This is a genomic window from Collinsella aerofaciens (assembly GCF_009876115.1).
GTDB lineage: Bacteria > Actinomycetota > Coriobacteriia > Coriobacteriales > Coriobacteriaceae > Collinsella > Collinsella aerofaciens_N.
In genome coordinates this window covers 51,823-74,584 of record NZ_WWSY01000006.1, presented here as the reverse complement: position 1 = coordinate 74,584, position 22,762 = coordinate 51,823, and the positions used below count along the sequence as shown (strand labels likewise).

Sequence of the window (22,762 nt, the reverse complement as noted above, 5' to 3'; positions counted from 1 at the left end):
GACGCACTTTCCCAAAGGGTCCTCAATGGGAAACTGCGTCCCATAATTAGGCCGAGAAATGGGATGAACTTTCCCAATGAGAGCCAACCGGAAACCACGTCTCAGAATCAGCCCCCAAAGTGGGACGCACTTTCCCAACGAGCCTCAACCGGAAAATACATCCCGGAATCCAGCTGAATAGTGGGACACACTTTCCCAATCGGGTCCCAAGCGGAAACTGCATCCCATTCCAGACAAGAATTCCGGGACACACTTTCCGCAAACAAAGAAGGCCACATAACGTGGCCTTCGTCTTGCGCAGGACTGTCCGAGCAGGGAACCTTATATGCCTCCGCCCGGACAGACGTTTCAGTTATGAACTCGCAGCTGGTCGCTACTTGATCTTGGTCGTACCCGGTGCCAGGTTGGGGTCGGTCTCGTTGGCCTCGGTCTGGAAGTGCTCCGTATAGACGTTCTTGCCGTCGCGGAACATCTCGTAGTACTGCATCTTGGCGTAATCCTCGCGCGCCTTGGTGGCGGCTGCTGCGGCGGCGTCGTCACCGGTGACGTTGGAGGAGAGCGCCCAGCGCAGGCTGGCGTCCTCATAGCCCACCGAGTTGATGGCGGGCAGCGACTCGCGCAGCGTCATGTGCGCTTTCTGGTAGTCGGTCAGCGGGGCGCCGATCAGCTGCATAAGCTGCGTGGACAGGTAGTTGGTGGACAAGTCGTCGACCTCGCTCGTCTGGTCGCAGCCGGCAACGTCGTAGTTGGCCCAGATGATGTAGTCGGTCTGCCACAAACGCTCCTGGTGGGTGGCGTCGTCCTCGCCGGTAAACCACTTGTCATTGAACTTGGACGGGAAGAACGGCTGGTGGTCGCCCCAGAACACCACGACAACCTTGCGGTCGAGCTTGCTCAGGGCGTTGAGGAAGTAGCGAAGCGCCTGGTCGGACTGCTCAATGCACGAGACATACTCGTCGACATCGGAGAGCGTGCCGTCCTCGACGGTCTTGGTGTCCAGGTCAGTCGTGTCGATGTTGAGATGCATCTGCTTGTCGACCGGCAGCAGACCCGTATCGTAGCCCGAGTGGTTCTGCATGGTCACGTCGAAGATAAACTGAGGATCGGCGTTCTGGTCGAGCAGCTCCAGAATCTTGTCGTAGGTCGCCTGGTCGGTCACCATGCCGCGCAGGGTGTCGGCTCCCTGGAAATCGTTGATGGACAGGAACTGGTCAAAGCCAAAGTCCTTGTAGACGTTCTCGCGGTTCCAGTTGGTCGCGTGGTTGGGGTGCATGGCCGTGGTGGAATAGCCGAGCGATTTGAACTGCTCTGCCAGGTTCCCGGTCGTCTCCATGTTGTAGATGGTGTAGGGGTACACGCCCGAGCCCAGGTTGGCCATGGAGTTGCCGGTCATAAACTCAAACTCGGTATTGGCTGTGCCGCCGCCGTAGGCGCTCACGTAGAGCTTGCCGCGGCTGAGGCAGTTGGACAGGTTCTTAAAGTACTGCGGGCCCTCGTAGCCGGCACGCATGTTCTGGTAGATCGACAGATCCGAGAACGTCTCGTTCATGATGGCGATGACCGTGGGCTTCTCACTGTCGAACTGCTCCTTTGCGGCGGTGCGCTCGTCACTCTTGGCGGCATCGGACTTGTCGTAGGCCTTGGCGTACTTTTTGAGCGTGGCCTTGGCGTCATCGACAGAATAGTCGGCGGGTTTGGGCGGCTTGATGGACTGTGCCGCGCTAATAAAGGCAGGCAGGTAGCCCTCGCGCCAGTAGCTCTCGAGCGGACGCCAGGTGTAGACGGTGATGCCGAGGGTATTGTAGTAGTCGATGAGCGTGACATGCGCGGTCACGCCGCCCAGGCACAGCACCGCCACGAGCAGGTTGGTGAGCAGCATGCGCTTGGCGTTGGCGGCGCCCTTCTGACGGTGCGGCGCGACCAGGCCGGCGTACTCGCACAGCAGCATGGCGATGGCGGTAAAGCCCATGGATAGCACGCAGAACAGCGAGATCGAGAAGGTGTAGCCGGTGCCGGCGACTGCGGCGGCGGTGGAGATGGCCGAAAGGTCGCCCGGCTGGATGGGCATGGATTTAAACGTGATGACAAAGAACTCGGCAATGCCCAGGACAAAGAGGGCAAAGGCCAGGACCGCGGGAGCTGCGCCGTGGCGCTGGAACAGGAAGAACAGGCCGGTCATGAGCACGGTGATGATGGCCCACTCGAGCAGGATGCATAGGGGGTAGACCCAGGTAAAGTCGTGGTTGGACGAGACCTCCATGCCCAGCAGCGCAAAAACGCCGGCGAGCAGCAGGCACAGGACGGCGGCGACGAGCGGTTTGCCCACAAAGGCGCCGCGCAGGCGGGCGAGCTTGCCGGTGGGGGCGGGGGCGTCGGGCTTGGCGAACGCAAAGACGCGCGGGGCGATGCGGTCGCGGGCGATGCTGGCCCAAGCGCAACCGGTGAGAATGGCATTGGTCAGGATGAGCATCACAAAGGCGAGCGGCTCGTTTTGCGCGACGAGACCAATAGCGCCCCAGACGGTCAAAAAGAGCTGGAACAGACCGAAGGCGACGCTCCAGGCGAAGGCGCCCTTGGTGACGGTGCCCGACTGTGCGCGAATGGCCTTTGCCTCGCGCAAGACAAGGTAGACGGTCGCCGCAAGACCGACGAGCGAGATGGCGGCAGCGAACATGCTGAGACTCCTCACAAACTAAAACCTACGAAAGCGGGGGTTTACCCGATTGTTACCAAGATATGCGCTGCAATTGGAGGCTGCGCACAACAACCAGCCATATTAACGCGCACGTGTGGCGGTGTGGCGCAATGTAGTGGCGACCTGCGCGATAATGGACGGGAATTACACGGAAACGTAAAGGCTTCTTAAAGAAATGGCGAGGGCAGGGCGATGAGCGAGCAGGTTTGCAAGGCGGACATGGACGGCGACGGAGCGGCGGTCGATATATGCGGCTATCCGGTCGAGACTACGGGCAATCCGGTGCTGGACATCTTGGAGCATCGCTCGTCCACGCGCGCTTTTGCGCGCGATGACAGTGACCGTCCCGTGGCGGTGACCGACGAGCAGCGGGCGGCGATTCTGCATGCGGCGAGTCGCGCGCCGTCGGCGGGCGCCATGATGATGTATTCCATCGTGAGCATTCGCGAGCAGGCTACGCTGGACCGTCTGGCCGACCTGTGCGATCACCAGCCCATGATCGCCAAGGCGCCCTGGGCACTTATATTTGTGGTCGATTATGCCAAGTGGATTGATCTGTTTGAGCACGTGGGCTGCTTTGAGCCCGAGTTTGTCGAGCGCACGGGCAAGGCGCCCCGCCGCGCGCCGGGTTTGGGCGACTTTGCCATCGCGGCCCAGGACGCCGTGATCGCTGCGCAAAACGCCGTGGTTGCCGCCGAGGCCCTGGGGCTGGGGAGCTGCTACATCGGTGATATCGTCGAGAATGCCGAGGAAGTCGCCGAGCTGCTCGATCTGCCGCCCTATACCATGCCGCTGTCGATGCTCATCATCGGCACGCCCCGTAAGGAGCGCCCGGCCATTGCGCATCCCGTGGTGAACCTGGTACACGAGGAGCGCTACTGCCGTGCGGATGCCGCGACCATGGACGCGCAGGTGGCCGAGATGGACACGATGTTTCGCCCGCATGCCCGCGAGGTGGGCGAGCGCGTGGTGGATATCTACACCCGCAAGCACACGAGCCCCTTTATGGCCGAGATGAGCCGCTCCATGGAGTGGTGGTTCAAAAACTGGCTCGGAAAATGACGAATGTGACAAAGGGACAGTCCCTTTGTCACATTCCATATCGCGCGATGGCATAAAGGCCGTATAAATGTTTATCTAGCTGGGAAAACGGTGCATTAAAACATGGGCCGATTGCCTATAATCCCTTCGAACATTAAAGTTGGGAGGAAACCGGCTTATGGAACAAAAGGTCAAGGAGGCAGCCTCGCACGCTGCGATTCCTGTGAGCATCTCGGCGATGCTCGTCACGCTGGGCGTGGTGTACGGCGATATCGGCACCAGCCCTATGTATGTAACCAAGGCGCTCGTTGCCGGCAACGGCGGCATCGGAAGCGTGACGGAGGAGTTCGTGCTCGGCGCGCTCTCCCTTGTCGTGTGGACGGTCACGCTGCTGACCACCATCAAGTATGTGCTCATCTCGCTGCGCGCCGATAACCATGGTGAGGGCGGCATCTTTGCCCTGTACAGCCTGGTCAAGCGCTGCGGCAAGTGGCTTATCATCCCCGCCATGCTGGGTGGCGCCGCACTGCTCGCCGACGGCATCCTGACGCCGGCCGTTACCGTTACCACGGCCATCGAGGGCCTGCGCACCATCCCAGCGGTCCATGCCGTGCTGGGCGATGACCAGGGCCGCGTCGTCGCCATCACGCTCGCCATCATCATCGTGCTCTTCTTGGTACAGCGCATCGGTACGGCCAAGATCGGTCACGCCTTTGGCCCCATCATGACGCTGTGGTTCCTGTTCCTGGGCGGCACGGGTCTGTTCTTTGTCTTTCAGCACCCCGCCGTGCTGCTGTGCCTCAACCCGGTGCGCGGCATCGCCTTTTTGCTGAGCCCCAACAACCACGCGGGCATCATGATTCTGGGCAGCTGCTTCCTCGCCACCACCGGTGCCGAGGCGCTCTACTCCGACATGGGCCATGTGGGTCGCGGCAACATTTACGCCACCTGGCCGTTCGTTAAGTGCTGCTTGCTGCTGTCCTATATGGGCCAGGGCGCTTGGCTTATCAACAACGCTGCCAACCCCGAGCTCATGGGCATTGCCGACCTTAACCCGTTCTACCAGATGCTCGCCCCGGGCTTGCGCCCGTTTGCCGTCGGCCTTTCCACCGTCGCGGCCATCATTGCCTCGCAGGCGCTCATTACCGGCGCGTTTTCGCTGGTGTCCGAGGCCAGTCGCCTGGACCTCATGCCGCACATGCAGGTCTTCTACCCTGCCGAGACCAAGGGCCAGCTCTACATCCCCATGGTCAACAACGTCATGCTCGTGGGCTGCGTCATCGTGGTGCTGCTGTTCCAGAACTCGGCGCATATGGAAGCCGCCTACGGCCTTGCCATTACGCTGACTATGATGTGCACCACGCTGCTGCTCTTCTTCTACCTGCACGAGGAGCGCAAGCTCAAGGTTGCTCCGTGGATCTTCGCGGCCTTCTTCCTTTTGCTCGAAGGCTTCTTCTTCGTGAGCTCACTCACCAAGTTCTTCCACGGCGGCTACTTCACCATCCTCATGGCTGCACTCATCATGGGCATTATGGTGTGCTGGTACAACGGCACGGCGGTCGAGCAGCGCCAGTTTACGCTGCTGCCGCTGCGTAGCTACCTGCCGCAGCTCAAGCGCCTGCGCGACGACGATCGCTACGAGCGCATGAGCGACAACATCGTGTACCTGACCAAGGACACCCATACCGACTACATCGACCGTGATATCGTCTACTCGATCTTGGACAAGCATCCCAAGCGCGCTCGCGCCTGGTGGTTCGTGAATGTCGAGACCATGGACGAGCCGCATACCTTTGCCTATTCGGTCGAGACGTTTGGCACCGACTACGTGTTCCGCGTGCATCTGTACCTGGGCTACAAGATCAACCAGCGCGTCAATGCCTACCTGCGTCAGGTCGTTCAGGATCTGGCTGCCACCGGCGAGCTGCCGGCGCAGACGCATGACTACTCGGTCTACAAGGATCCGGGCAACATCGGCACGTTCAAGTTCGTCATGATCCGTAAGCTGCTGGCGCCCGAAAGCGACGTGGAGCCGAGCGAGCGTACGGCCATTACGCTCAAGTACATCATCCGCCGCGCCGCCGGCACGCCTGCGCGCTGGTACGGCCTGGAGAACTCCAACGTGAGCTTTGAGTACGTGCCGCTGTTCACCAAGTTTAAGGCTGTGAGCAAGATGCAGCGCCTGGCCCCCAACGAGCGCCCGTAGTCGACGGAGACTACACGGAGTTGATTATCGATGGGCAAAACTAGAGCCGGGGAGGTAAACATGGATGCAAGGACACTTGACGTCCGCGAGGCGGGTATCGACGCCGCCGAAGATCGGTTCTTTACGAATCGGGCCAACATGGACATGGTCGATCGCGTGATTTCGATCGTGGCATTGGTATTTGGAGCGGTGTGCGTGTGCGCCCTGCTCGCGCACGTGCTGTTTGTCTAACGACTGTCGGTCGTAGAAGGCTTTACACTTAGAACCACCACAAGGGAAAACCACCACAAAGGTGCCTGTCCCCTTTGTGGTGGTTTTTGTTTTTGAGAGAGGGGCGGGGCGCTGATGGACGTCCGTACGGACGGCGATTTTGCCGATAGCTTTTGGTGGCGGCGCACAACGCTGACGCGCCGCACTCCTCTGTATGACGCCTGCGTATCGGTGGGGCTGCTGGTCGCGGCGACGATTGTGGGCGCGCTGCTCGACCATCCGGGTCTCGCGCCGAGCATCATGATCGTCTATGTGTTCGCCGTGCAGCTGTGCGCATTCTTTACCTGGAGCCGCCTGTATTGCCTGCTGAGTTCGGCTGCCGCTGTGGCGCTCTACAACTTCTTGTTTGTCGACCCGCGCTACTCGCTGTCGTTTATCGACCGCGTCTATCCCGGCATGTTCTTCATCATGTTCGTGGTCTCGCTCGTGTCGAGCTCGATTGCGTTGGCCCTGCGCCGCGCCTTGGCACAGGCTGCCGCCAGCGACCGTCGCACGCATATGGTGCTCGAGACCAACCGCATGTTGCAGCGGTGTGCCGATCAGCAGCAGATTGTGCATGCCATGGCAACGCAGCTGGCGCGTCTTTCGGGCTGTCCGGTCGTGTGGTACAGCGCCGACGCCGAAGACGATGACTTGCTGCCGCGTACGACGTACACGGCCGTGGGCGATGCCGCGCCGCTTCACGAACTGGCGCCCCAGATGCCGCCGCGGCTCTCGGCGTCTGCCTATGTGGGAACGCCGCTCGATGCCACCTATGGCGGCTCGGCGTTTTATGGCATCTACCTGACGGTTCGCACGGGCGACGGATTCGTGCGCTCGGGCGACCCCGCCTCGGTTGTGGGCGTGCTGGCTATCGTTGCCGAGCCCAACGTGCTGACGCACGAGGAGCGGACACTTGCCGATGCCATCGTGAGCGAAGGCGAGCTGGCACTCGATCGCGCCCGCGCCATGGAGGCCCGCGAAGAGGCGGCGGTGCTTGCCAAAAACGAGCAGTTGCGCGCCAACCTGCTGCGCTCCATTTCGCACGATCTGCGTACGCCGCTTACCAGCATTTCGGGCAATGCCGACGTACTGCTCGACCAGGGCTCGACCGGCACCGCCGAGCTCGACGACCAGACGCGCCGCGGCATGCTCCTGTCCATTCGCTCGGACGCGCAATGGCTCAACGCCACCGTCGAGAACCTGCTTGCCATCACCAAGCTCGAGGGCGGCGGAATGCATCTGTCGACTACGCTCGAGCTCATGGACGATATCGTCGAGGAGGCGCTGCGCCACGTAAGTCCGGCCGTGCGCGAGCACGACCTTAAGGTGGTGGCGTGCGATGAGCCGGCGCTCGTTAACGTCGACGCGCGTCTGATGGTACAGCTCGTGGTGAATCTGGTGAACAACGCCATCACGTATACGCCCGCGGGTTCGCATATCGTGATTTCGATTGGCGTCGACGATGGGCACGTGACGTGCTCGGTGGCCGATGACGGGCCGGGCATTGCGCCCGAGGACCGCGAGCGAATCTTTGAATCGTTCTACACCGCCAACCACGGTCTTGCCGACAGCCATCGCAGCGTGGGCTTGGGTCTTTCGCTCTGCCGCTCCATTGCGTTGGCGCATGGCGGTAGCATAGAGGTTGCCGCGGCGGACCCGCAGGGCTCGGTCTTTACGATTGAGCTTCCCGTCGCCGATGTTTCGTTTGATAAGGAGTAGCGCCGTGCCGAACTCTGCCGTAAAACCGCTCATCTTGGTCGTTGAGGACGATCCTGCCGTTCGCAACCTTATCGTTGCCGCGCTCGAGGCGCACGGCCTGCGTCATATGGCTGTGGAGACCGCCCATGCCGCCATCGCCGCCGCCTCGTCGCAGGCACCGAGCATTGTGCTGCTCGATCTGGGCCTACCCGATATGGATGGCGTCAAGGTGGTGGAGTCGGTGCGCGCATGGTCGGGCATGCCGATCATTGTGGTCTCGGCGCGCAGCGAAGACGCGGACAAGATCCGCGCACTCGATGCCGGTGCCGACGACTACCTGACCAAGCCGTTTTCGGTCGAAGAGCTGCTCGCGCGCATTCGCACGACGCTCAGGCGCCTTTCGTATGCGCAAACGGGCGGTGTTGCCTCCGAGGGCTCGTTCGATACCGGTGAGCTGCATATCGATTTTGACGCCGGCATCGCCACGATGGATGGCGAGGAGCTGCACCTGACGCCGATCGAGTACAAGTTGCTCTGCTTGCTGGCACACAACGCCGACAAGGTGCTGACGCACCAGTTTATATTGCACGAGATTTGGGGTACGGCGACCAAGAGCGATCTGGCGAGCCTGCGCGTCTTTATGGGCACGTTGCGTAAGAAGATCGAGTCCGACCCCGCGCATCCGCGCTATATCCAAACGCACGTGGGCATTGGCTACCGCCTAGTCATCCAAGGCTAGATCGCCAACCACCATCCCAATATGAGTTGCGGTGAAATACGGTCTAAATTTGCCTAATTCCAGGCAAAACAGTCCGTATTCCACCGCAACTTTGTTATTTGCCCTTGGGCTTGCTGGCGTAGAACTTCTTCTTTTTGGGCTTGCCGGCGGGGGAGGGTTTGCCGGCAAAGTTGGACTTGCCGTTGCCGGCCTGCGCGTGCGCGGGTACTGTCACACGGGGCTTGCGGGCCTCGGGGTTGCGCAGTTCCTCGACGCGCTCGGCAATTTCCTCGGCGCTAAAGCCGACCTCGGCCATGGCGTCCTCGATGGGCAGGCGGCGCACGATATAGCAGTGGTGCACCTTCTGGTTGCGTGCGAAGTCCTCGGGGATGGTCTGCGCCGTAATGTCCTCCAACACCACGCCCGCGCGGGCGAGCTTGCGCGTCTCGGGGCGGAAGCCACGCAGGTTGCAGCTAAAGATGGCATGGCCGCCCTGCGCGAGCAGGCGCGATACGCCGGCCAACAGCTCAACATGGTCGCGCTGAACATCCCAGGTGCGACGGCCCATCTTGGACGAGTTCGAGAACGTGGGCGGGTCGACAAAGATCAGGTCCCAGCGGTTGCGCGTCTGGCGCTGGTCACGAATCCAGGCGAGCACGTCGTCGCGCACAAAGTGATGCTGCGGTCCCACAAAGCCGTTTTGGCGCATGTTGCGCTCGGCCCAGTCCAGATAGGTGTTGGAGAGGTCGACCGTCACGGTCTCCTCTACGCCGCCGTCTGCCGCGTAGCAGGTGGCGGTGCCGGTATAGGCGAACAGGTTGAGGAAGCGGCGCGCCTGTTTGGCGTGTTCGCGCACCAGGTTGCGGGTGACGCGGTGGTCCAGGAAGATGCCCACATCCAGATAGTCGTCAAAGTTGACGGCAAAGGTAAGGCCGCCCTCCTCGATGAGCGGTAGACGACGGCGTGCGATATTGGCGCGCTCGCCCGATCCACCCTTGCCGGCACCCTGCTTGCCGTACTGCGAGCCGCCGCGCGAACGCATGCGGGCCTTGGCGTGCACATGCTCGGCGGGAACATCTAGGATGCGCGGCGCGATGGTCAAGATGTCGAGCATGCGGGCCTGGGCAAGCGCGGGGTCGATGGTCTTGGGCGCGGCGTATTCGGCGATGACGAGCCAGCGGCCCGGCGTCTGCGGACAGCCCTCGTACAGGTCGATGGCGGCGGAGTAATCGGGCAGGTCGGCATCGTAGACGCGGTAGCAACTCACGCCCTCGCGCTTTGCCCACTTGCGCCGCAGGCGGGCATTCTTGCGCAGGCGGTTGGCGAACTGCTCCGACTCGGGGATGAGCACGGGCAGCGGCTTGCCGTCGCCCAGGTCGAGCATGGCGGCAGGCTCGGGCATGGTGGGGGCGGTCCTGCCTTCATCATTGGCATTGTCGGCATCTGCAGTCTCGCCTGCGGCATCTGCGCTGGTCGCAGCCTCAAACGCTGCGGCGGCGTGGTCGAGCGAAGGCCAGACTTCGACGGTCGCCTCCTCGTTGTTGGGCATGACGGCGATCGAGCGCTCGGGCTCGGCGTGGAGCGCGCGGGCCAGCAATCCGTCGCGGGTGAGCGCGGCGACCGGCGCCGCGGCAAGCTCGGGCGCGCGGCGCAGCTCACCGACCAGCGTCATGGCGTCATGCATGAGCGAAAGCGGTGTCTCGGTCGTATCCGCGACCACGGCGGCACCGGCGACGGCGCCCGCATGGTCCAGCACGGTGGCGGACTTGGCGGCGCAAAAATCGACAAAACGCTTGTAGCCGGCGCACTTGACCATACGCTCGGCAGTCTTGCGGGCGGCGGGGTCAACATCCGCGGCCACGATGCGCGCCTGGCGCTCGCGTGCCGTCGTCTCGCGCTCGCGTGCCTCGGCAAGCAGCTGCTCCCACAGGGCGGCGTCGTGCAGCTGCCAGCCCTCAAAGCCCCAGTGCTCGCGGGCGGCTCCCGGAGCGCGGTCGGTTAGGATATTCACTGCCTCCAGCAGCAGGCCGCCGCCGGCGCACGAGGCGTCGACCAGCGTGGGAAGGGCCTCGTTCTCGTAATCGTCGGCCGTTAGCTCGTGCTCGCACAGCGCAGTCCAGCCGACCTGCGTCAGCACCAGGGCGGCGTAGTCGGGGCGCAGCACGTGAGCGCCCTCGTTGGCGCGGGTCGCGGCGGACGGCAGGCGCTTGAACAGCGGGTCGCCCGAAAGGTCCAAGCTGATGCTCGCACGGCGCTGACGCAGCGAAAGCAGCAGGTGAACATCGGGGTCGGCGGCATCGACATCGGCACGACGGCCCGTGGTCTCGGCCAAGCGGTCGCACAGCGCGTCCTTGGCGCGCAGGGCCGAGAAGCGCGTGTTGCGCAGCTGCTCGGTCACGCCGCGGGCGGTGATGGCGATGGTGGCGCCGGGGCGGACGATGGTCTCCCAAGCGATGTCGTAAACGCCGTCGTACAGCTCGTCGGCATCCTGCGCCTCAAAGCGTCCAAGCACCACAAACACGCGGCTGGCCAGGCGCGACCACAGACAGGCGCGGTAGCCTTCTTCGAGCTCGCCCTCAAACGTAGCGCGGCCTTTCAGGCGGCGGACATGCGAAAGCCCGAGCCACTTGAGCTCGTCGGCGAGTGCGGATTCAAAGCCCTCGGGGCAGCTTGCATAAAATTCCATGGGTGACCTCTCTGGTTGCGTCGCTCCATTATATGATGGATGCTTCGTTTGCCATCGCCCTCGAAAGGAACCCATATGATTGATGCGTGCTCCGATTCCGCTGTATTGTTTTTTGACGTGGACGGCACGCTGACGTCGTTCGACCCCGACAACATGACCGACAAGGACTTTTCGGCGGTTCGCCCTTCGCAGACGGTCGTCGAGGCGTTTCATCGTCTGCGCGACGCAGGGCACAAGGCGTTTATCTGCACGGGTCGCCCCTTGTGGCTGATTGCGGACAGCCTGCGCGCGCTCGACCCTGCGGGTGTCGTGGCCATGGCGGGCGCCACGCTCGAGGTCGAGGGGCGTGTGGTGCACGAGGATTGCATTGACGAGGGTATTGTCGAGGAGCTTGCGCGTCGCATTGTTGCGGCAGGGTTCGAGGCCTTTTTCGAGGCCAATGCTGCGACCTTTGCGCTGGAGCCTGCGGGCGTTGAGCAGTCGTCTTTGATCGGCACTGCTGCGGTGCACAGCGCCGAGGAAATGCGCATCGACGGTCGTCTGCGCGTGGGCAAGGTGTGCCTTAACGCGCCCGGCTTGGCTCGCGTGGCCAACGACGATGGCTTTATCGACCGCAACTTTGAGCTGTGCAATACCGGCGGCCAGAATCGCGAGCTGAGCCCCAAGGGTATTGACAAAGGCGTGGGTGTGGCGCGAGCGCTGGAGTATCTGGGCCGCGAGGGAAATGCGCGCACCTTTGGCTTCGGCGATTCGGGCAACGACCTGGGCATGCTCGCTGCCGTCGAGACGGCTGTGGCCATGGGCAACGCCATGCCCGAGGTCAAGGCGGTCGCCGACTACGTGACCGACGATGTCGCACACGATGGCACCGTCACAGCGATGCAGCATTTTGGGTTGATTTAATAAATGGCCGGGTCGCCCACAGTGGGGGCGACCCGGCCATTTGAGCTATTTTGCAATATAGAGCTTGGGATGACTGCGACTGCTCTCGATCGCCGCCGTCATGATGCCCTCGTCGTCTCCATCAACGATGATGCCGTCGAGGTCATCGATCTGCGCGGACTGATAAAAACTGGTCTTGTTGAATTTTCCCTGGTCAACCATCATGTAGCCCTGGTTTGAGTTGGTAAGGTACATATGCTTGATCATGGCCGAGAAGTCGTGCTCGACGGTAAAACCGTGGTCGGGGTGGAATCCGTCGGCACTGACAAACGCCTTGTCGGCATGTAGTTTGCTCATGCAGTCGAGCGTTAGTGCGCCCGCGAGATAGAGGTGGCCCTTGCGTACGGAGCCGCCCAGCAGCACTACCGAAGCATTGGGGAGATTGAAGCTGGCGTAGTTCGCGATTGCAAGATCGCCGGTGATAATGGTGATCTCACGCTTGTCCATGAGGGCCTTAGCGAAGTAAAAGCCTGTGGTGCCGATATCAATTACCAGAACATCGCCATCATCAACAAGAGTTGCTGCGGTTGCGGCGATGGCTTCCTTGGCCTCGACTTGGACATTGATGCGCTCCTCGGGATACGAGATTGCGTTGGAGCGAGAAAGCGATACCGCTCCGCCGCGTACGCGACGCAGCTTGCCTTCGGATTCCAGCGAGATGAGGTCGTGTCGTGCGGTGACTTCCGAAACCGAAAAACGGCGAACGATGTCGGATACCGAGATATTTGGCTTTTCGGCCAGCCAATTCATGATAAATCGCTGACGCTCGGCCGGTGAAAGGTCTGAAGTAGATGCCATATGCCGCTCCTTTTGAACAAAAGGTAAAAAGATGCGCCTTTCGTAATCGAAATATAACGTATCGATATGAAAAGAACAAGGCAAATTCGAATGAATCAAAAGAACGGAATGGCATGTCATAAATGCATGCGTAGCAGATAGTTCGCACGTAAACGGGCTATAAAGAGTCTCATTCCGAAGGTGCCGCCCAAAAGAAGTACGTTCACGCCCGATATTCGACCGTTCACGGAAAGTTGACAATTGAGCTTTCGATAGCTTTTGAAATGGTTTATAAAAGAAAACCGAAAAGCTTTTGAAACAAAGAAGAAGGCTTTCGATAGCAATAGTGTTAGATGAGAAAGGACCGAACATGGCGATCAAGGTGTTTGCCGACGGCGCTAACCTCGAGGGTATGCTTGACATGCATGACAATGGCAACGTTCAGGGCTTCACGACCAATCCTTCCCTTATGAAGGCCGGCGGCGTGACCGACTACCGCGCTTTTGCCAAGACGGTTCTTGAGCACATTACTGATGTGTCGGTCTCTTTTGAGGTATTCGCCGACGACGAGGCGGGTATGGAAGCCGAGGCTCGCGAGATCGCAACCTGGGCAGACAACGTCTACGTTAAGATCCCGGCGCTCAACACCAAGGGTGAGTCCACTGCCGCGCTGGTCAAGCGCCTTTCAAACGATGGCATCAAGGTGAATGTCACCACTATCTTCACGCCCGAGCAGGTCGACGAGTTTGTCGATGCCGTCTCTGCCGAGACCCCCTCTATTCTGTCCATCTTTGCCGGTCGCATTGCCGATACCGGCGTCGATCCGCTGCCCCTCATGGCGGAGTCCGTAAAGAAGGCTGCCGTTAAGCCTGCTGCCGAGGTTCTCTGGGCGTCTACGCGCGAGGTTCTCAATATCTTCCAGGCGGAGTCCGTTGGATGCCAGATCATTACGGTCCCCAATGCCCTTCTTGCCAAGCGCAAGAATTTCGGGAAAGATTTGCTTGAGTACTCGCTTGATACGGTCAAGGGCTTTGCCCGCGACATTCAGGCGCTTGGTTTTCATATTCTGCCCGAGGAGTAGGGGACGAGCATGCTGACCGATCTTCTTAAGCCCGAGCTTGTTGCCTGCCACGTCGAGGCCTCCGACTGGGAGGAAGCGATCAGGGCATGCGGTAAGTTGCTCGTAGACGCTGGCAAATGCGACCAGAGCTATGTTGACGCCATGATTTCATCGGTTCACAAATTCGGCCCCTATATGGTCTTGGAAGAGGGCATCGCCATGCCCCACGCTCAGGCAGATGGCAATGTGAGTGAAGCGGGGATCTGTATCGTCACGCTTGACCCTGCCATTGCGTTTGGACACGAGGATTTCGATCCAGTTCACGTGCTCGTGGGTATTTGCGCACCCGACCCCAAGGCTCATCTTGGCTGCTTGGCGGAGCTTTCGCAGATGTTCGAGGACGAGGACTGCGTTGCCAAGCTCAGCGCATGCGATACGCCCGAGCAGGTTTTGGAGACCATGCGTTCATTCTTTTAGGCCTTAATGGCACGGCGATGCGTCGCCGCTTTTGGATAGACGGAAAACCGTCACGTGTAGGAGAGGAAGGTTGCCATGCATATCATCACCGTATGCGGAAACGGCATCGGGTCCAGCCTGATGCTCGCTGGCAAAGTCGAGGAGCTTTGCGAGGAGGAGGGCATCAAGGCCGACGTTGAGTCTATGGACCTGAACGGTGCTTCTTCCGCAAATCCGGATCTGTTCATCACCGTTAAAGAACTCGCCCCCGAGCTCCACGGCAACGTTGTGATCGTTCGCAGCTATGTGAACAAGAAGAAGATCCGCGAAGACGCCCTCGAGGCAATCAAGGCGGCCGCCGCTAACGCCTAAAGCGGCACAAAAAAGGGCGGTTCCCTGTGGAAGAGGGAAACGCGCCCACGTTAGAGAGAAAGGAAGCGCAGATGCAAGCCATCCTTCCCATACTTGAGTTTATCCAATCGATTCTGACCAAGCCAGCGTGGATTATGGGTCTATTTGCCTTTGTGGGCCTTGTCGCGCTTAAGCGTCCTGCCCACAAGGTGATGACGGGCACCCTGAAGCCCATTCTTGGTTACATCATGCTGTCCGCCGGCGCCGCTGTTGTTCAGGAGAACCTTGCTCCGCTGGGTACCTTCATCGAGACCGGTTTCCACATCACCGGCGTCGTGCCCAACAACGAGGTCGTTGTTTCGATGGCTCAGAGCGTCCTCGGCGTTCAGACCATGATGATCCTGATTCTCGGCTATGTCGTGAACATTATCATTGCCCGCTTTACCAAGTTTAAGTACATCTTCCTGACGGGCCATCACAGCATGTTTATGGCCTGCCTGCTGTCTGCCGTTCTGCAGGCATCTGGCTTCCAGGATGTCCAGCTTGTCATCGTGGGCGGCATGTTCCTGGGCCTCGTGAGCGCTATGCTTCCCGCCGTTGGTCAGCGTTTCACCGAGAAGGTTACCGATGGCGATGAAATCGCCATGGGCCACTTCGGTTCACTCGCCTATTACATCTCCGCTGCAGTCGGTACGCTTTTTGCTAAGGACGCCGAGGAGAACAGCACCGAGAAGATCGAGGTTCCCGAGAAGTTCGCCTTCCTGCGCGACACTACCATCTCCACGGCTCTTACCATGGCCTTCTTCTACCTGGTTACCGCTTTCGCCGCTTACATCGCAGATCCTGCGGTCGTTACCAAGACCGCTGGCGGCGACAACGTGATTGTCTATGCCCTGACCTGTGCCCTGTCCTTTGCCGTTGGTGTCACCATCGTCTATAACGGCGTTCGTATGATCCTTGCCGACCTGGTCCCGGCTTTCCAGGGCATCTCCAACAAGCTGATCCCCGGTGCCATCCCCGCCGTCGACTGCGCCGTCTTCTTCCCCTATGCTCCCACCGCCGTCATCCTCGGCTTTGTCGCATCCTTCATCGGTGGCGTGGTCGGTATGTTCATCGTGGGCGCTACCCTGGGCATCTTCATCATCCCGGGCATGGTTCCCCACTTCTTCTGCGGTGCTACCGCAGGCATCTACGGCAATGCTACCGGCGGTCGCAAGGGCGCAGCTCTTGGCGCTTTCGTCAACGGCCTGCTCATCACCTTCGCCCCGGCCCTGCTCCTGCCCGTTCTTGACGTCTTTGGCTTCAAGAACACTACGTTCGGCGACTTCGATTTCTCCGTCATTGGTATTACGCTTGGCCGCGCTGCCGAGGCCTTCGGTACCACCGGTGTCTACGCGATTCTTGCTGTCCTTCTGATCGTCGCCTTCGTCCCCAACTTCATCCACACCAAGGGTGCTGTGATTAACCACGTTGAGGAAGAGTAATCCAGGCATACGTTAAGCCCTAATCGGGCGGAGCTCCGATAACCGGCTCCTACACGGAAGCGGTGGCGTCTCAAATGAGGCGTCACCGCTTTTGTTTTGGAGTGGTTGTGAAAACGTACCGGTGAAGCGCTGTCTCTGCGCCGCGAACGGAATCAACCGCGATGATCAGCAAAAACGTTTTGCCGCTGGGGTGTCGATATAAAAATGGTAAAACTGCAAAACCGTTCGCCGAGAAGATGAAAACCCGCAGCTCACGCCTTGATAAACGTAGGTAAAGTGTTTAGCAGTTTATCGCCCATGTGCAAGCGAAAGGAATCAGGCAGATGGCAATCAAGGTGTTCGCTGACGGTGCAAACCTCGAGGGCATGCTCGACATGTACGAGAACGGCAACGTTCAGGGTTTCACGACCAACCCGTCCCTTATGAAGAAGGGCGGCGTGACGGATTACCGCGCGTTTGCCAAGGAGGTCCTGGCCCACATCACCGATGTGTCCGTCTCGTTTGAGGTCTTTGCCGACGACGTCGAGACCATGGAGGTCGAGGCCTGCGAGATCGCTACCTGGGCCGAGAACGTCTACGTCAAGATTCCGTGCGTGACTACCAAGGGCGAGTCCACCGCCGAGCTGGTCCGCAAGCTTTCGGCCGACGGCATCAAGGTCAACGTCACCACCATCTTTACGCCTGCGCAGGTCGACGAGATGGTCGAGGCCGTTGACGCCGAGACGCCGTCAATCATCTCGCTCTTTGCCGGCCGCATCGCCGACACCGGCGTCGACCCCATTCCGTTTATGACGGAGTCGGTCAAGAAGGCCGCCGCCAAGCCCAACTGCGAGGTCCTGTGGGCGTCCACGCGTGAGCTTATCAATATTTACCAGGCGGAAGGATGCGGTTGCCAGATCATCACGGTGCCCAACAGCATCCTGGCCAAGCGTAAGAACATCGGCCGTGACCCGTACGAGGTCTCGCTCGATACCGTGCGCGGTTTTGCCAAGGATATCGCCTCGCTCGGTTTCCATATCCTGCCGTAACGCGAACGCTGGCTACATCGCGGGTTGTTCGCCCCGGCCTTTCCTTTCCCTATCGCTCACGCGCTTCGCGAGGGTCGCGCTAGGCAAAGGAAAGGCCGGGGCTGCCGACACGAACTTGCCGGTAGGTTGGTGATAGGCTTCCATATCCTGCCGTGGACAAAGGTACCCCCGCCTGCGCCGTGCAAAATTGAGAGTATTCAGCAAGGTAAAGGCTTTTACCAGCTGGGTGAAGCATGGAACAGCCCCCGTTTTGGCTCTGATGACGCTAAAACGGGGGCTGTTTCTTGCTTTTTCGTCTCTGAGGGGCATCCGGAACGGTGGAATTTGCAGAATACTCGCGATTTTGCACGTCGCGAGAGGGGGGACCCTTGCTTGGCGGTTTACTTCCCCTGCACCATGGTGAGGGAGATCTTCTTGCGGTCGCGATCGACCTTCTCGACCCATACCTTGACCGTGTCACCGACGCGTACCACGTCGCTCGGGTGCTTGACAAAGCGGCTGGCCAGCTTGGAGATGTGTACGAGGCCGTCCTGGTGCACACCCACGTCGACGAAGGCGCCAAAGTCCACAACGTTGCGCACCGTGCCCTTGAGCTCCATGCCGGGCTCCAGGTCGTCGATGGAAAGCGCCGAGCGGCTAAAGACTACCTCGGGCGCGTCGTCGCGCGGGTCGCGACCGGGCTTCTTGAGCTCGTTGACGATGTCGATGAGCGTGAGGGTGCCGCAGTCCAGGTCGCTTGCCAGCGTCGAGATGCTGCCCAGGCGGCGCTCGATGTCGGGCACGCCGCCGCGGTTGAGCTCGCTGGCTTTAACGCCGGCGCGCTCCAGGACAGACGTGGCCACCTCATAGCTCTCGGGGTGGACGCTTGTCGCGTCGAGCGGGTTTTTGCCGCCGCTGATGCGCAAAAAGCCCGCGGCGTTGAGATACGCCTTGGGTCCCAGCTTGGGGACCTTCTTAAGCTGGCGGCGATCGGTAAAGGCGCCGTTTTCCTCGCGGTAGGCCACGATGTTTTTGGCCACGCTTGGCGTAATGCCCGACACGTAGCCCAGCAGGCTCGCGCTTGCGGTGTTTACATCGACGCCCACGCGGTTGACGACGTCCTCCACCACGTGGCCCAGGGTGCGCGAAAGCTCTGCCTGGTCAAGGTCATGCTGGTATTGGCCCACGCCGATGGACTGGGGCGGAATCTTGACGAGCTCTGCCAGCGGGTCCTGCAGGCGACGACCCAAGCTCATGGCGCCGCGCACGGTGACATCCAGATCGGGATACTCCTGGCTCGCGAGCTCGGAGGCGGAGTACACCGACGCGCCTGCCTCGTTGACGATGGTGTATCGTAGCCCAGGCGCCTGCTCGGCAATGAACTCCGAGACGACTTCCTCGGTCTCGCGGCTGGCGGTGCCGTTGCCGATGACGATGGTGTTGACGCCGTCCTTCTTGACGAGGCGAGCGAGCTCGCGCTTGGTGCCGGCGACGTCGTGGCGCGGCTTGGTGGGGTAGACCACGCTGTGGTCGAGCAGCTTGCCGGTCTCGTCCATGACGGCGACCTTGCAGCCGGTGCGGTAGCCCGGATCGAGCGCGAGCACGCGGGCGCCGCGCACGGGGCGTGCCGAGAGCAAGCCCTCGAGGTTCTTGGCAAAGACGTTGATAGCCTCGGTCTGCGCGCGGACGGTGAGCTTGGCGCGGGCCTCGCGCTCCAGCGAGGGGGCCATGAGGCGCTTGTAACCATCGGCGATGGCGGCATCGAAGATGGGAGCAAACACGCCCTGGCGTCGGGGCCAACGGCTGCCGAGGCGTGTCGTGGCGGCAGCGCCGTCGACGTTCACGCGTACGCGGAGCTTGCCCTCGCGCTCACCGCGGTCGATCGCCAGCACGCGGTGGTTGGGTATGCGGCGCAGCGGCTCATCATAGCTGTAGTACGGCTCGTAGGGAGTCTTCTCGGCGGGGTCGGTGGCCTCGACGACGATGTCGGCGGTGTTTTGCGTAAAGGCGCGCAGGTCGGCGACGTTCTCGGGGTCCTCGGCCACCGTCTCGGCCACGATGTCGGCGGCGCCGGCGAGCGCCTTTTCGGGCGTGTCGAAGCCGGCCTCCTCGTTGACGTATGCCGCGGCGGCGTCGAGCGCGCTGCCCTTGGCCGAGGCCTGCATGATGATCATGTTGGCGAGCGGCTCCAGGCCTGCCTCGCGGGCCTTCTGCGCACGGGTCATGCGCTTTTTGCGGTAGGGCTTATAGAGGTCCTCGACACGCTGGAGCTGCGTGGCCTCGTGAATCTGCTGCTCGAGCTCGGGCGTGAGTTTGCCCTGGGCGTCGATGAGCAGGATGACGTCCTCTTTACGCTGCTCAAGATTGCGCAGGTAGGACAGGCGCTCGTCGAGGGCGCGCAGGGCGACGTCATCCATGCCGCCCGTGGCCTCCTTGCGGTAGCGCGAGATAAAGGGGATGGTGTTGCCCTCGTCGATGAGCTTGACAGCCGCCTCGACGTTGGCGGCCTTAAGGTTGAGCTCGCGGGCGAGCTGGGCGATAAGATCCATGAAACTCCTTGCGTTTAAGGTGCGTTTGCAGCACGGAGCTACCAAGGATACCACCCGTCACATCGCCCAAAAAAGACTGTTTTGGCGCGGAACCACGAAAGCGGCCTATCTACTACGTTTGAACCGTGTGGGTCGACCATCCCCCGGTTTTCCGAAAATGCGCAACCCGTCTACCTGCGGTTTTTATTCCGCGAAATTTGGCATGGTTGAGGGCGATCGGTTAAACGTAGTAGATAGGCCCATTTCGTGGCGAACGAACCAAGCTGAGGCGCAAAATAGCCCCCTGCCCCAGAAAGATTGTCGGCAAGGTAGCAAAAATGCCCCGCGGGCAGGAGGCTGCTCGCGGGGCAAAGAAGAGGGGCTTATTTGTGGCGGACCGAGGGGCCCGGCATGGGGTTTCTGCCGCGGCCTGTCCTAAGGTGCTACAGCTCGACGAGCTGGCCGGTCTCGGCGGCCTCCTTGATGGCGTTGAGAAGCGTGAGCGTCTTGACGTTGTCGGCGGGGGTTACGACGGGCTCGACCTCGCGGCGGACGACCTTCACAAAGTGCTTGAGCTGCATCTTGTGGGGAAGCGCCGGGTCGACGGCCGGGATCTCCATCTGCAGCGGCTTGTGCCAGTTGGAGGCGCCGTCGTAGGAGAACTGGTGCAGGCGGGGCAGCGACAGGGCGCCCTTGGTACCGCCAATAAAGTAGGCATCGGCGTCGAAGGGGCGGTACTGCGGGTCCTCGCGAGCGGTGGCTTCCCAGTTCCAGGGGCTGGCGGTGGCGTCGGAGATGGTCATGCTCGCAAGCGCGCCATCGGCAAAACGGACGTTGACCACGGCGGAGTCCTCGGTCTCAAAACCGCGCGCGGCGCTGGACTGCATGCCCTGGACGGCAACGGGCTCGCCCAGCAGGTAGCGGAGCAGGTCGACGTCGTGCACCAGGTTGACCAGGATCGGGCCGGCACCCTTCTTGCGGCGCCACTCGACGTCAAAGTACTCGTCGTTCTTATAGATCATGTAGTGGAAGCTCGACACGGTGAGCTTGCCCAGCTCGCCGGACTCGATGATCTCTTTGGCTTTGTTGACGAAGGGGTTGTGACGACGGTGCTGGCCCACGAGCACGGGCACGCCGGCGGTCTCGGCCTCGGCGGCAAAGGCCTGGGCATCCTCGAGGTCATTGGAGATCGGCTTTTCGACCAGCGGCACGATGTTGCGCTTCACGGCCTCGCGGGCAACGCCCAGATGCAGGTCGTTGGGGGTGGCGATGATGACGGCCTCGGGCTTGACCTCGTCCATCATCTGGGCGGGATCGGTGTAAAACGGCACGCTGGCGGCCTCGGCCGTGGCGCGGGCGCCCTCAAAGGCGTCGGCGATGGCGACGAGCTCGGCTTCGGGCTCCTCGGTGACAAAGCGGATGTGGTTGCGGCCCATGGCACCGGCGCCGATAACGGCAATGCGGACGGGGTTGAGCTCAGACATTTCGACTCCTTAATACTGGTGACCGGTGGAATGCGGCAAGAGGACGGCCCTTGCCGCGTCAAGCAAAACTAAGCGGACTTCTTCTTGCTGTCGGAGACCATCATGTAGACGGTGAGTACGACGGCGATGGCGGCAATCACGATGGCGCCGTAGAAGGACTGCTGGTAGGCGGCGCTGCCGGCCTCGGCGTGATACAGCACGGCGGTGATGGGCTGGCTGATCCAGGTAGAAGCGGCGTAGCCCAAAAACATGATGCCGTAGTTGACGCCGATGTTGCTGGTGCCAAAGGCGCCACCGGTGAGCGGCGGGTAGATGACGAGCAGGGCGCCAAAGCTAAAGCCGAGCAGAGCGAGCGCCACAAAGAACATGCTCTGCGTAAAGCTCATCGACATGATGACGAGCGCGACGATGGTGACGACAAGGCTGATGAGCAGCGACTTGTAGGCGCCGAGCTTGTCGATGATCTGGCCAAAGGACAGACGGCCGACCAGGTTGGCGCAGGTGTTGACGGAGACGACCACGCCGCCGAGGGCGACGGCCGCGGCGCTCGTGGGGTCGGCGAAGAGCTGGACAGCGGCGATGGAGGCAACCTTGCCCACGAGCAGGGTGCCCGCGGTGGCGGCGAAGGCGAAGGTGGCGATGAGGACCCAGAAGCGCGGGGTTTTGACCATCTCGCCCGGGGTGAGGTCGCCGAAAGTGCCGGCGTGCGCGCCGCCCTTGGGGACCTCGAAGCCCTCGGGCAGCCAACCGGCCTCGGGGGCCTTCAGGAACAGGGCGGAGGCGGCGATCGTCACAAAGAAGATGACGCCGAGTGCCTTAAGGGCGCCAAAGATGCCAAGGCTCGGGATGAGCAGCGAGGCGAGCACCGGGGACAGCACGGCGGGGCCGGCGGTCGAAGCGGCCAGGGTGATGCCGGAGGCGAGGCCCTTTTTGTCGATGAACCACTTTTGGCCGGTGGTGAGCGCGGGGTTGTAGCCCAGGCCGTTGCCGATGGCGGCGACGAGCGAGAACCACAGGTAGAACTGCCACGGCTCGGTGACGGTGCCGGACATGAACCAGCCCACGCCGTAGCACACGGCGGCAGCGATCACGACGTTGCGCGGGCCGATCTTATCGGAGATGCGGCCGGCGAAGATGCCCGTCACGGCCATGATGGTCTGGAAGACCGGGAAAGCCCAGGTAAGAGCGCTGGACCACTCGGGATAGACGGCGAGCAGGTTCTTGCTCACAACGGAATACAGCGCGATGGAGCTGATGAAGAACATGGTGACGCACGCGGCGGAAAGCACGACGGCGCGACCCTTGTTGGAGTTGGTGGAAGCCATTGGACTCTTTCTAATCGATACGGGGGAGGGGAGGGGCAAACGCCGCTGAGGT

At 61.3% G+C, this 22,762-nt stretch carries 17 protein-coding genes; 11 read left to right on the top strand and 6 right to left on the bottom strand.

The window, feature by feature from the left end:
* Window positions 1–373 precede the first annotated feature (373 nt).
* Window positions 374–2,674 carry an LTA synthase family protein gene (locus GT571_RS04865; protein WP_161155868.1) on the bottom strand — a complete coding sequence of 767 codons (2,301 nt, stop codon included), beginning with the start codon at window positions 2,672–2,674 and terminating at the stop codon, window positions 374–376.
* A gap of 213 nt (window positions 2,675–2,887) precedes the next feature.
* Here GT571_RS04865 and GT571_RS04860 point away from each other — a divergent pair, with 213 nt between their 5' ends.
* The 5 genes from GT571_RS04860 to GT571_RS04840 all read left to right on the top strand — a co-directional run bounded on the left by GT571_RS04860 (window position 2,888) and on the right by GT571_RS04840 (window position 8,631).
* On the top strand, window positions 2,888–3,757 hold the full coding sequence (locus tag GT571_RS04860; protein WP_161155866.1) for a nitroreductase family protein: 870 nt from the start codon (window positions 2,888–2,890) through the stop codon (window positions 3,755–3,757).
* 157 nt (window positions 3,758–3,914) lie between these two features.
* Window positions 3,915–5,942, top strand: a complete 2,028-nt coding sequence (locus GT571_RS04855; protein ID WP_161155864.1) for a KUP/HAK/KT family potassium transporter — start codon at window positions 3,915–3,917, stop codon at window positions 5,940–5,942.
* A 60-nt stretch (window positions 5,943–6,002) separates the two neighbouring features.
* Entirely contained in the window at window positions 6,003–6,173 is a 171-nt protein-coding gene (locus GT571_RS04850; protein ID WP_161155861.1) for a hypothetical protein, read from the top strand.
* A gap of 114 nt (window positions 6,174–6,287) precedes the next feature.
* Window positions 6,288–7,913 carry a sensor histidine kinase gene (locus GT571_RS04845; protein WP_161155859.1) on the top strand — a complete coding sequence of 542 codons (1,626 nt, stop codon included), beginning with the start codon at window positions 6,288–6,290 and terminating at the stop codon, window positions 7,911–7,913.
* A 4-nt stretch (window positions 7,914–7,917) separates the two neighbouring features.
* A complete protein-coding gene (locus GT571_RS04840; RefSeq protein WP_195919844.1) occupies window positions 7,918–8,631 on the top strand; it encodes a response regulator in 714 nt (237 codons plus the stop codon).
* Between the two features lie 94 nt (window positions 8,632–8,725).
* Here the strand turns inward: GT571_RS04840 and rlmKL are convergent, their stop codons facing one another.
* Window positions 8,726–11,296, bottom strand: a complete 2,571-nt coding sequence (gene rlmKL / locus GT571_RS04835; protein WP_161155857.1) for a bifunctional 23S rRNA (guanine(2069)-N(7))-methyltransferase RlmK/23S rRNA (guanine(2445)-N(2))-methyltransferase RlmL — start codon at window positions 11,294–11,296, stop codon at window positions 8,726–8,728.
* Window positions 11,297–11,371: 75 nt separating this feature from the next.
* Between rlmKL and GT571_RS04830 the strand changes: the two genes are divergently transcribed.
* Window positions 11,372–12,199, top strand: coding sequence for an HAD-IIB family hydrolase (locus tag GT571_RS04830; RefSeq protein ID WP_161155855.1), 828 nt, complete (start codon window positions 11,372–11,374; stop codon window positions 12,197–12,199).
* Window positions 12,200–12,244: 45 nt separating this feature from the next.
* Here the strand turns inward: GT571_RS04830 and GT571_RS04825 are convergent, their stop codons facing one another.
* Window positions 12,245–13,036, bottom strand: a complete 792-nt coding sequence (locus tag GT571_RS04825) for a DeoR/GlpR family DNA-binding transcription regulator (RefSeq protein ID WP_158548938.1) — start codon at window positions 13,034–13,036, stop codon at window positions 12,245–12,247.
* Window positions 13,037–13,385: 349 nt separating this feature from the next.
* On the opposite strand from GT571_RS04825, the gene GT571_RS04820 reads away from it, so the two are divergent.
* From GT571_RS04820 to GT571_RS04800, 5 genes are all read left to right on the top strand, one after another.
* The gene (locus tag GT571_RS04820; protein ID WP_161155853.1) at window positions 13,386–14,096 is read left to right on the top strand and encodes a transaldolase; all 711 of its coding nucleotides are present in this window, start codon (window positions 13,386–13,388) and stop codon (window positions 14,094–14,096) included.
* Window positions 14,097–14,105: 9 nt separating this feature from the next.
* Window positions 14,106–14,552 (top strand): PTS sugar transporter subunit IIA, encoded by a 447-nt coding sequence (locus GT571_RS04815; protein WP_089573145.1) that lies wholly within the window; start codon window positions 14,106–14,108, stop codon window positions 14,550–14,552.
* 75 nt (window positions 14,553–14,627) lie between these two features.
* Window positions 14,628–14,903 carry a PTS sugar transporter subunit IIB gene (locus GT571_RS04810; RefSeq protein WP_022094539.1) on the top strand — a complete coding sequence of 92 codons (276 nt, stop codon included), beginning with the start codon at window positions 14,628–14,630 and terminating at the stop codon, window positions 14,901–14,903.
* Between the two features lie 71 nt (window positions 14,904–14,974).
* On the top strand, window positions 14,975–16,366 hold the full coding sequence (locus GT571_RS04805) for a PTS ascorbate transporter subunit IIC (protein WP_117635569.1): 1,392 nt from the start codon (window positions 14,975–14,977) through the stop codon (window positions 16,364–16,366).
* Between the two features lie 323 nt (window positions 16,367–16,689).
* A complete protein-coding gene (locus GT571_RS04800) occupies window positions 16,690–17,394 on the top strand; it encodes a transaldolase (protein WP_192934642.1) in 705 nt (234 codons plus the stop codon).
* A gap of 380 nt (window positions 17,395–17,774) precedes the next feature.
* Here GT571_RS04800 and GT571_RS04795 read toward each other — a convergent pair whose 3' ends face one another.
* The 3 genes from GT571_RS04795 to GT571_RS04785 all read right to left on the bottom strand — a co-directional run bounded on the left by GT571_RS04795 (window position 17,775) and on the right by GT571_RS04785 (window position 22,710).
* Window positions 17,775–19,922: a Tex family protein gene (locus GT571_RS04795; protein WP_161155849.1), complete on the bottom strand. Its 2,148-nt coding sequence runs from the start codon at window positions 19,920–19,922 to the stop codon at window positions 17,775–17,777.
* Between the two features lie 422 nt (window positions 19,923–20,344).
* Complete coding sequence (locus tag GT571_RS04790) at window positions 20,345–21,385, bottom strand: Gfo/Idh/MocA family protein (protein ID WP_161155847.1); 1,041 nt, start codon at window positions 21,383–21,385, stop codon at window positions 20,345–20,347.
* Window positions 21,386–21,453: 68 nt separating this feature from the next.
* Window positions 21,454–22,710, bottom strand: coding sequence for an MFS transporter (locus tag GT571_RS04785; RefSeq protein WP_118237592.1), 1,257 nt, complete (start codon window positions 22,708–22,710; stop codon window positions 21,454–21,456).
* Between the last annotated feature and the right edge of the window lie 52 nt (window positions 22,711–22,762).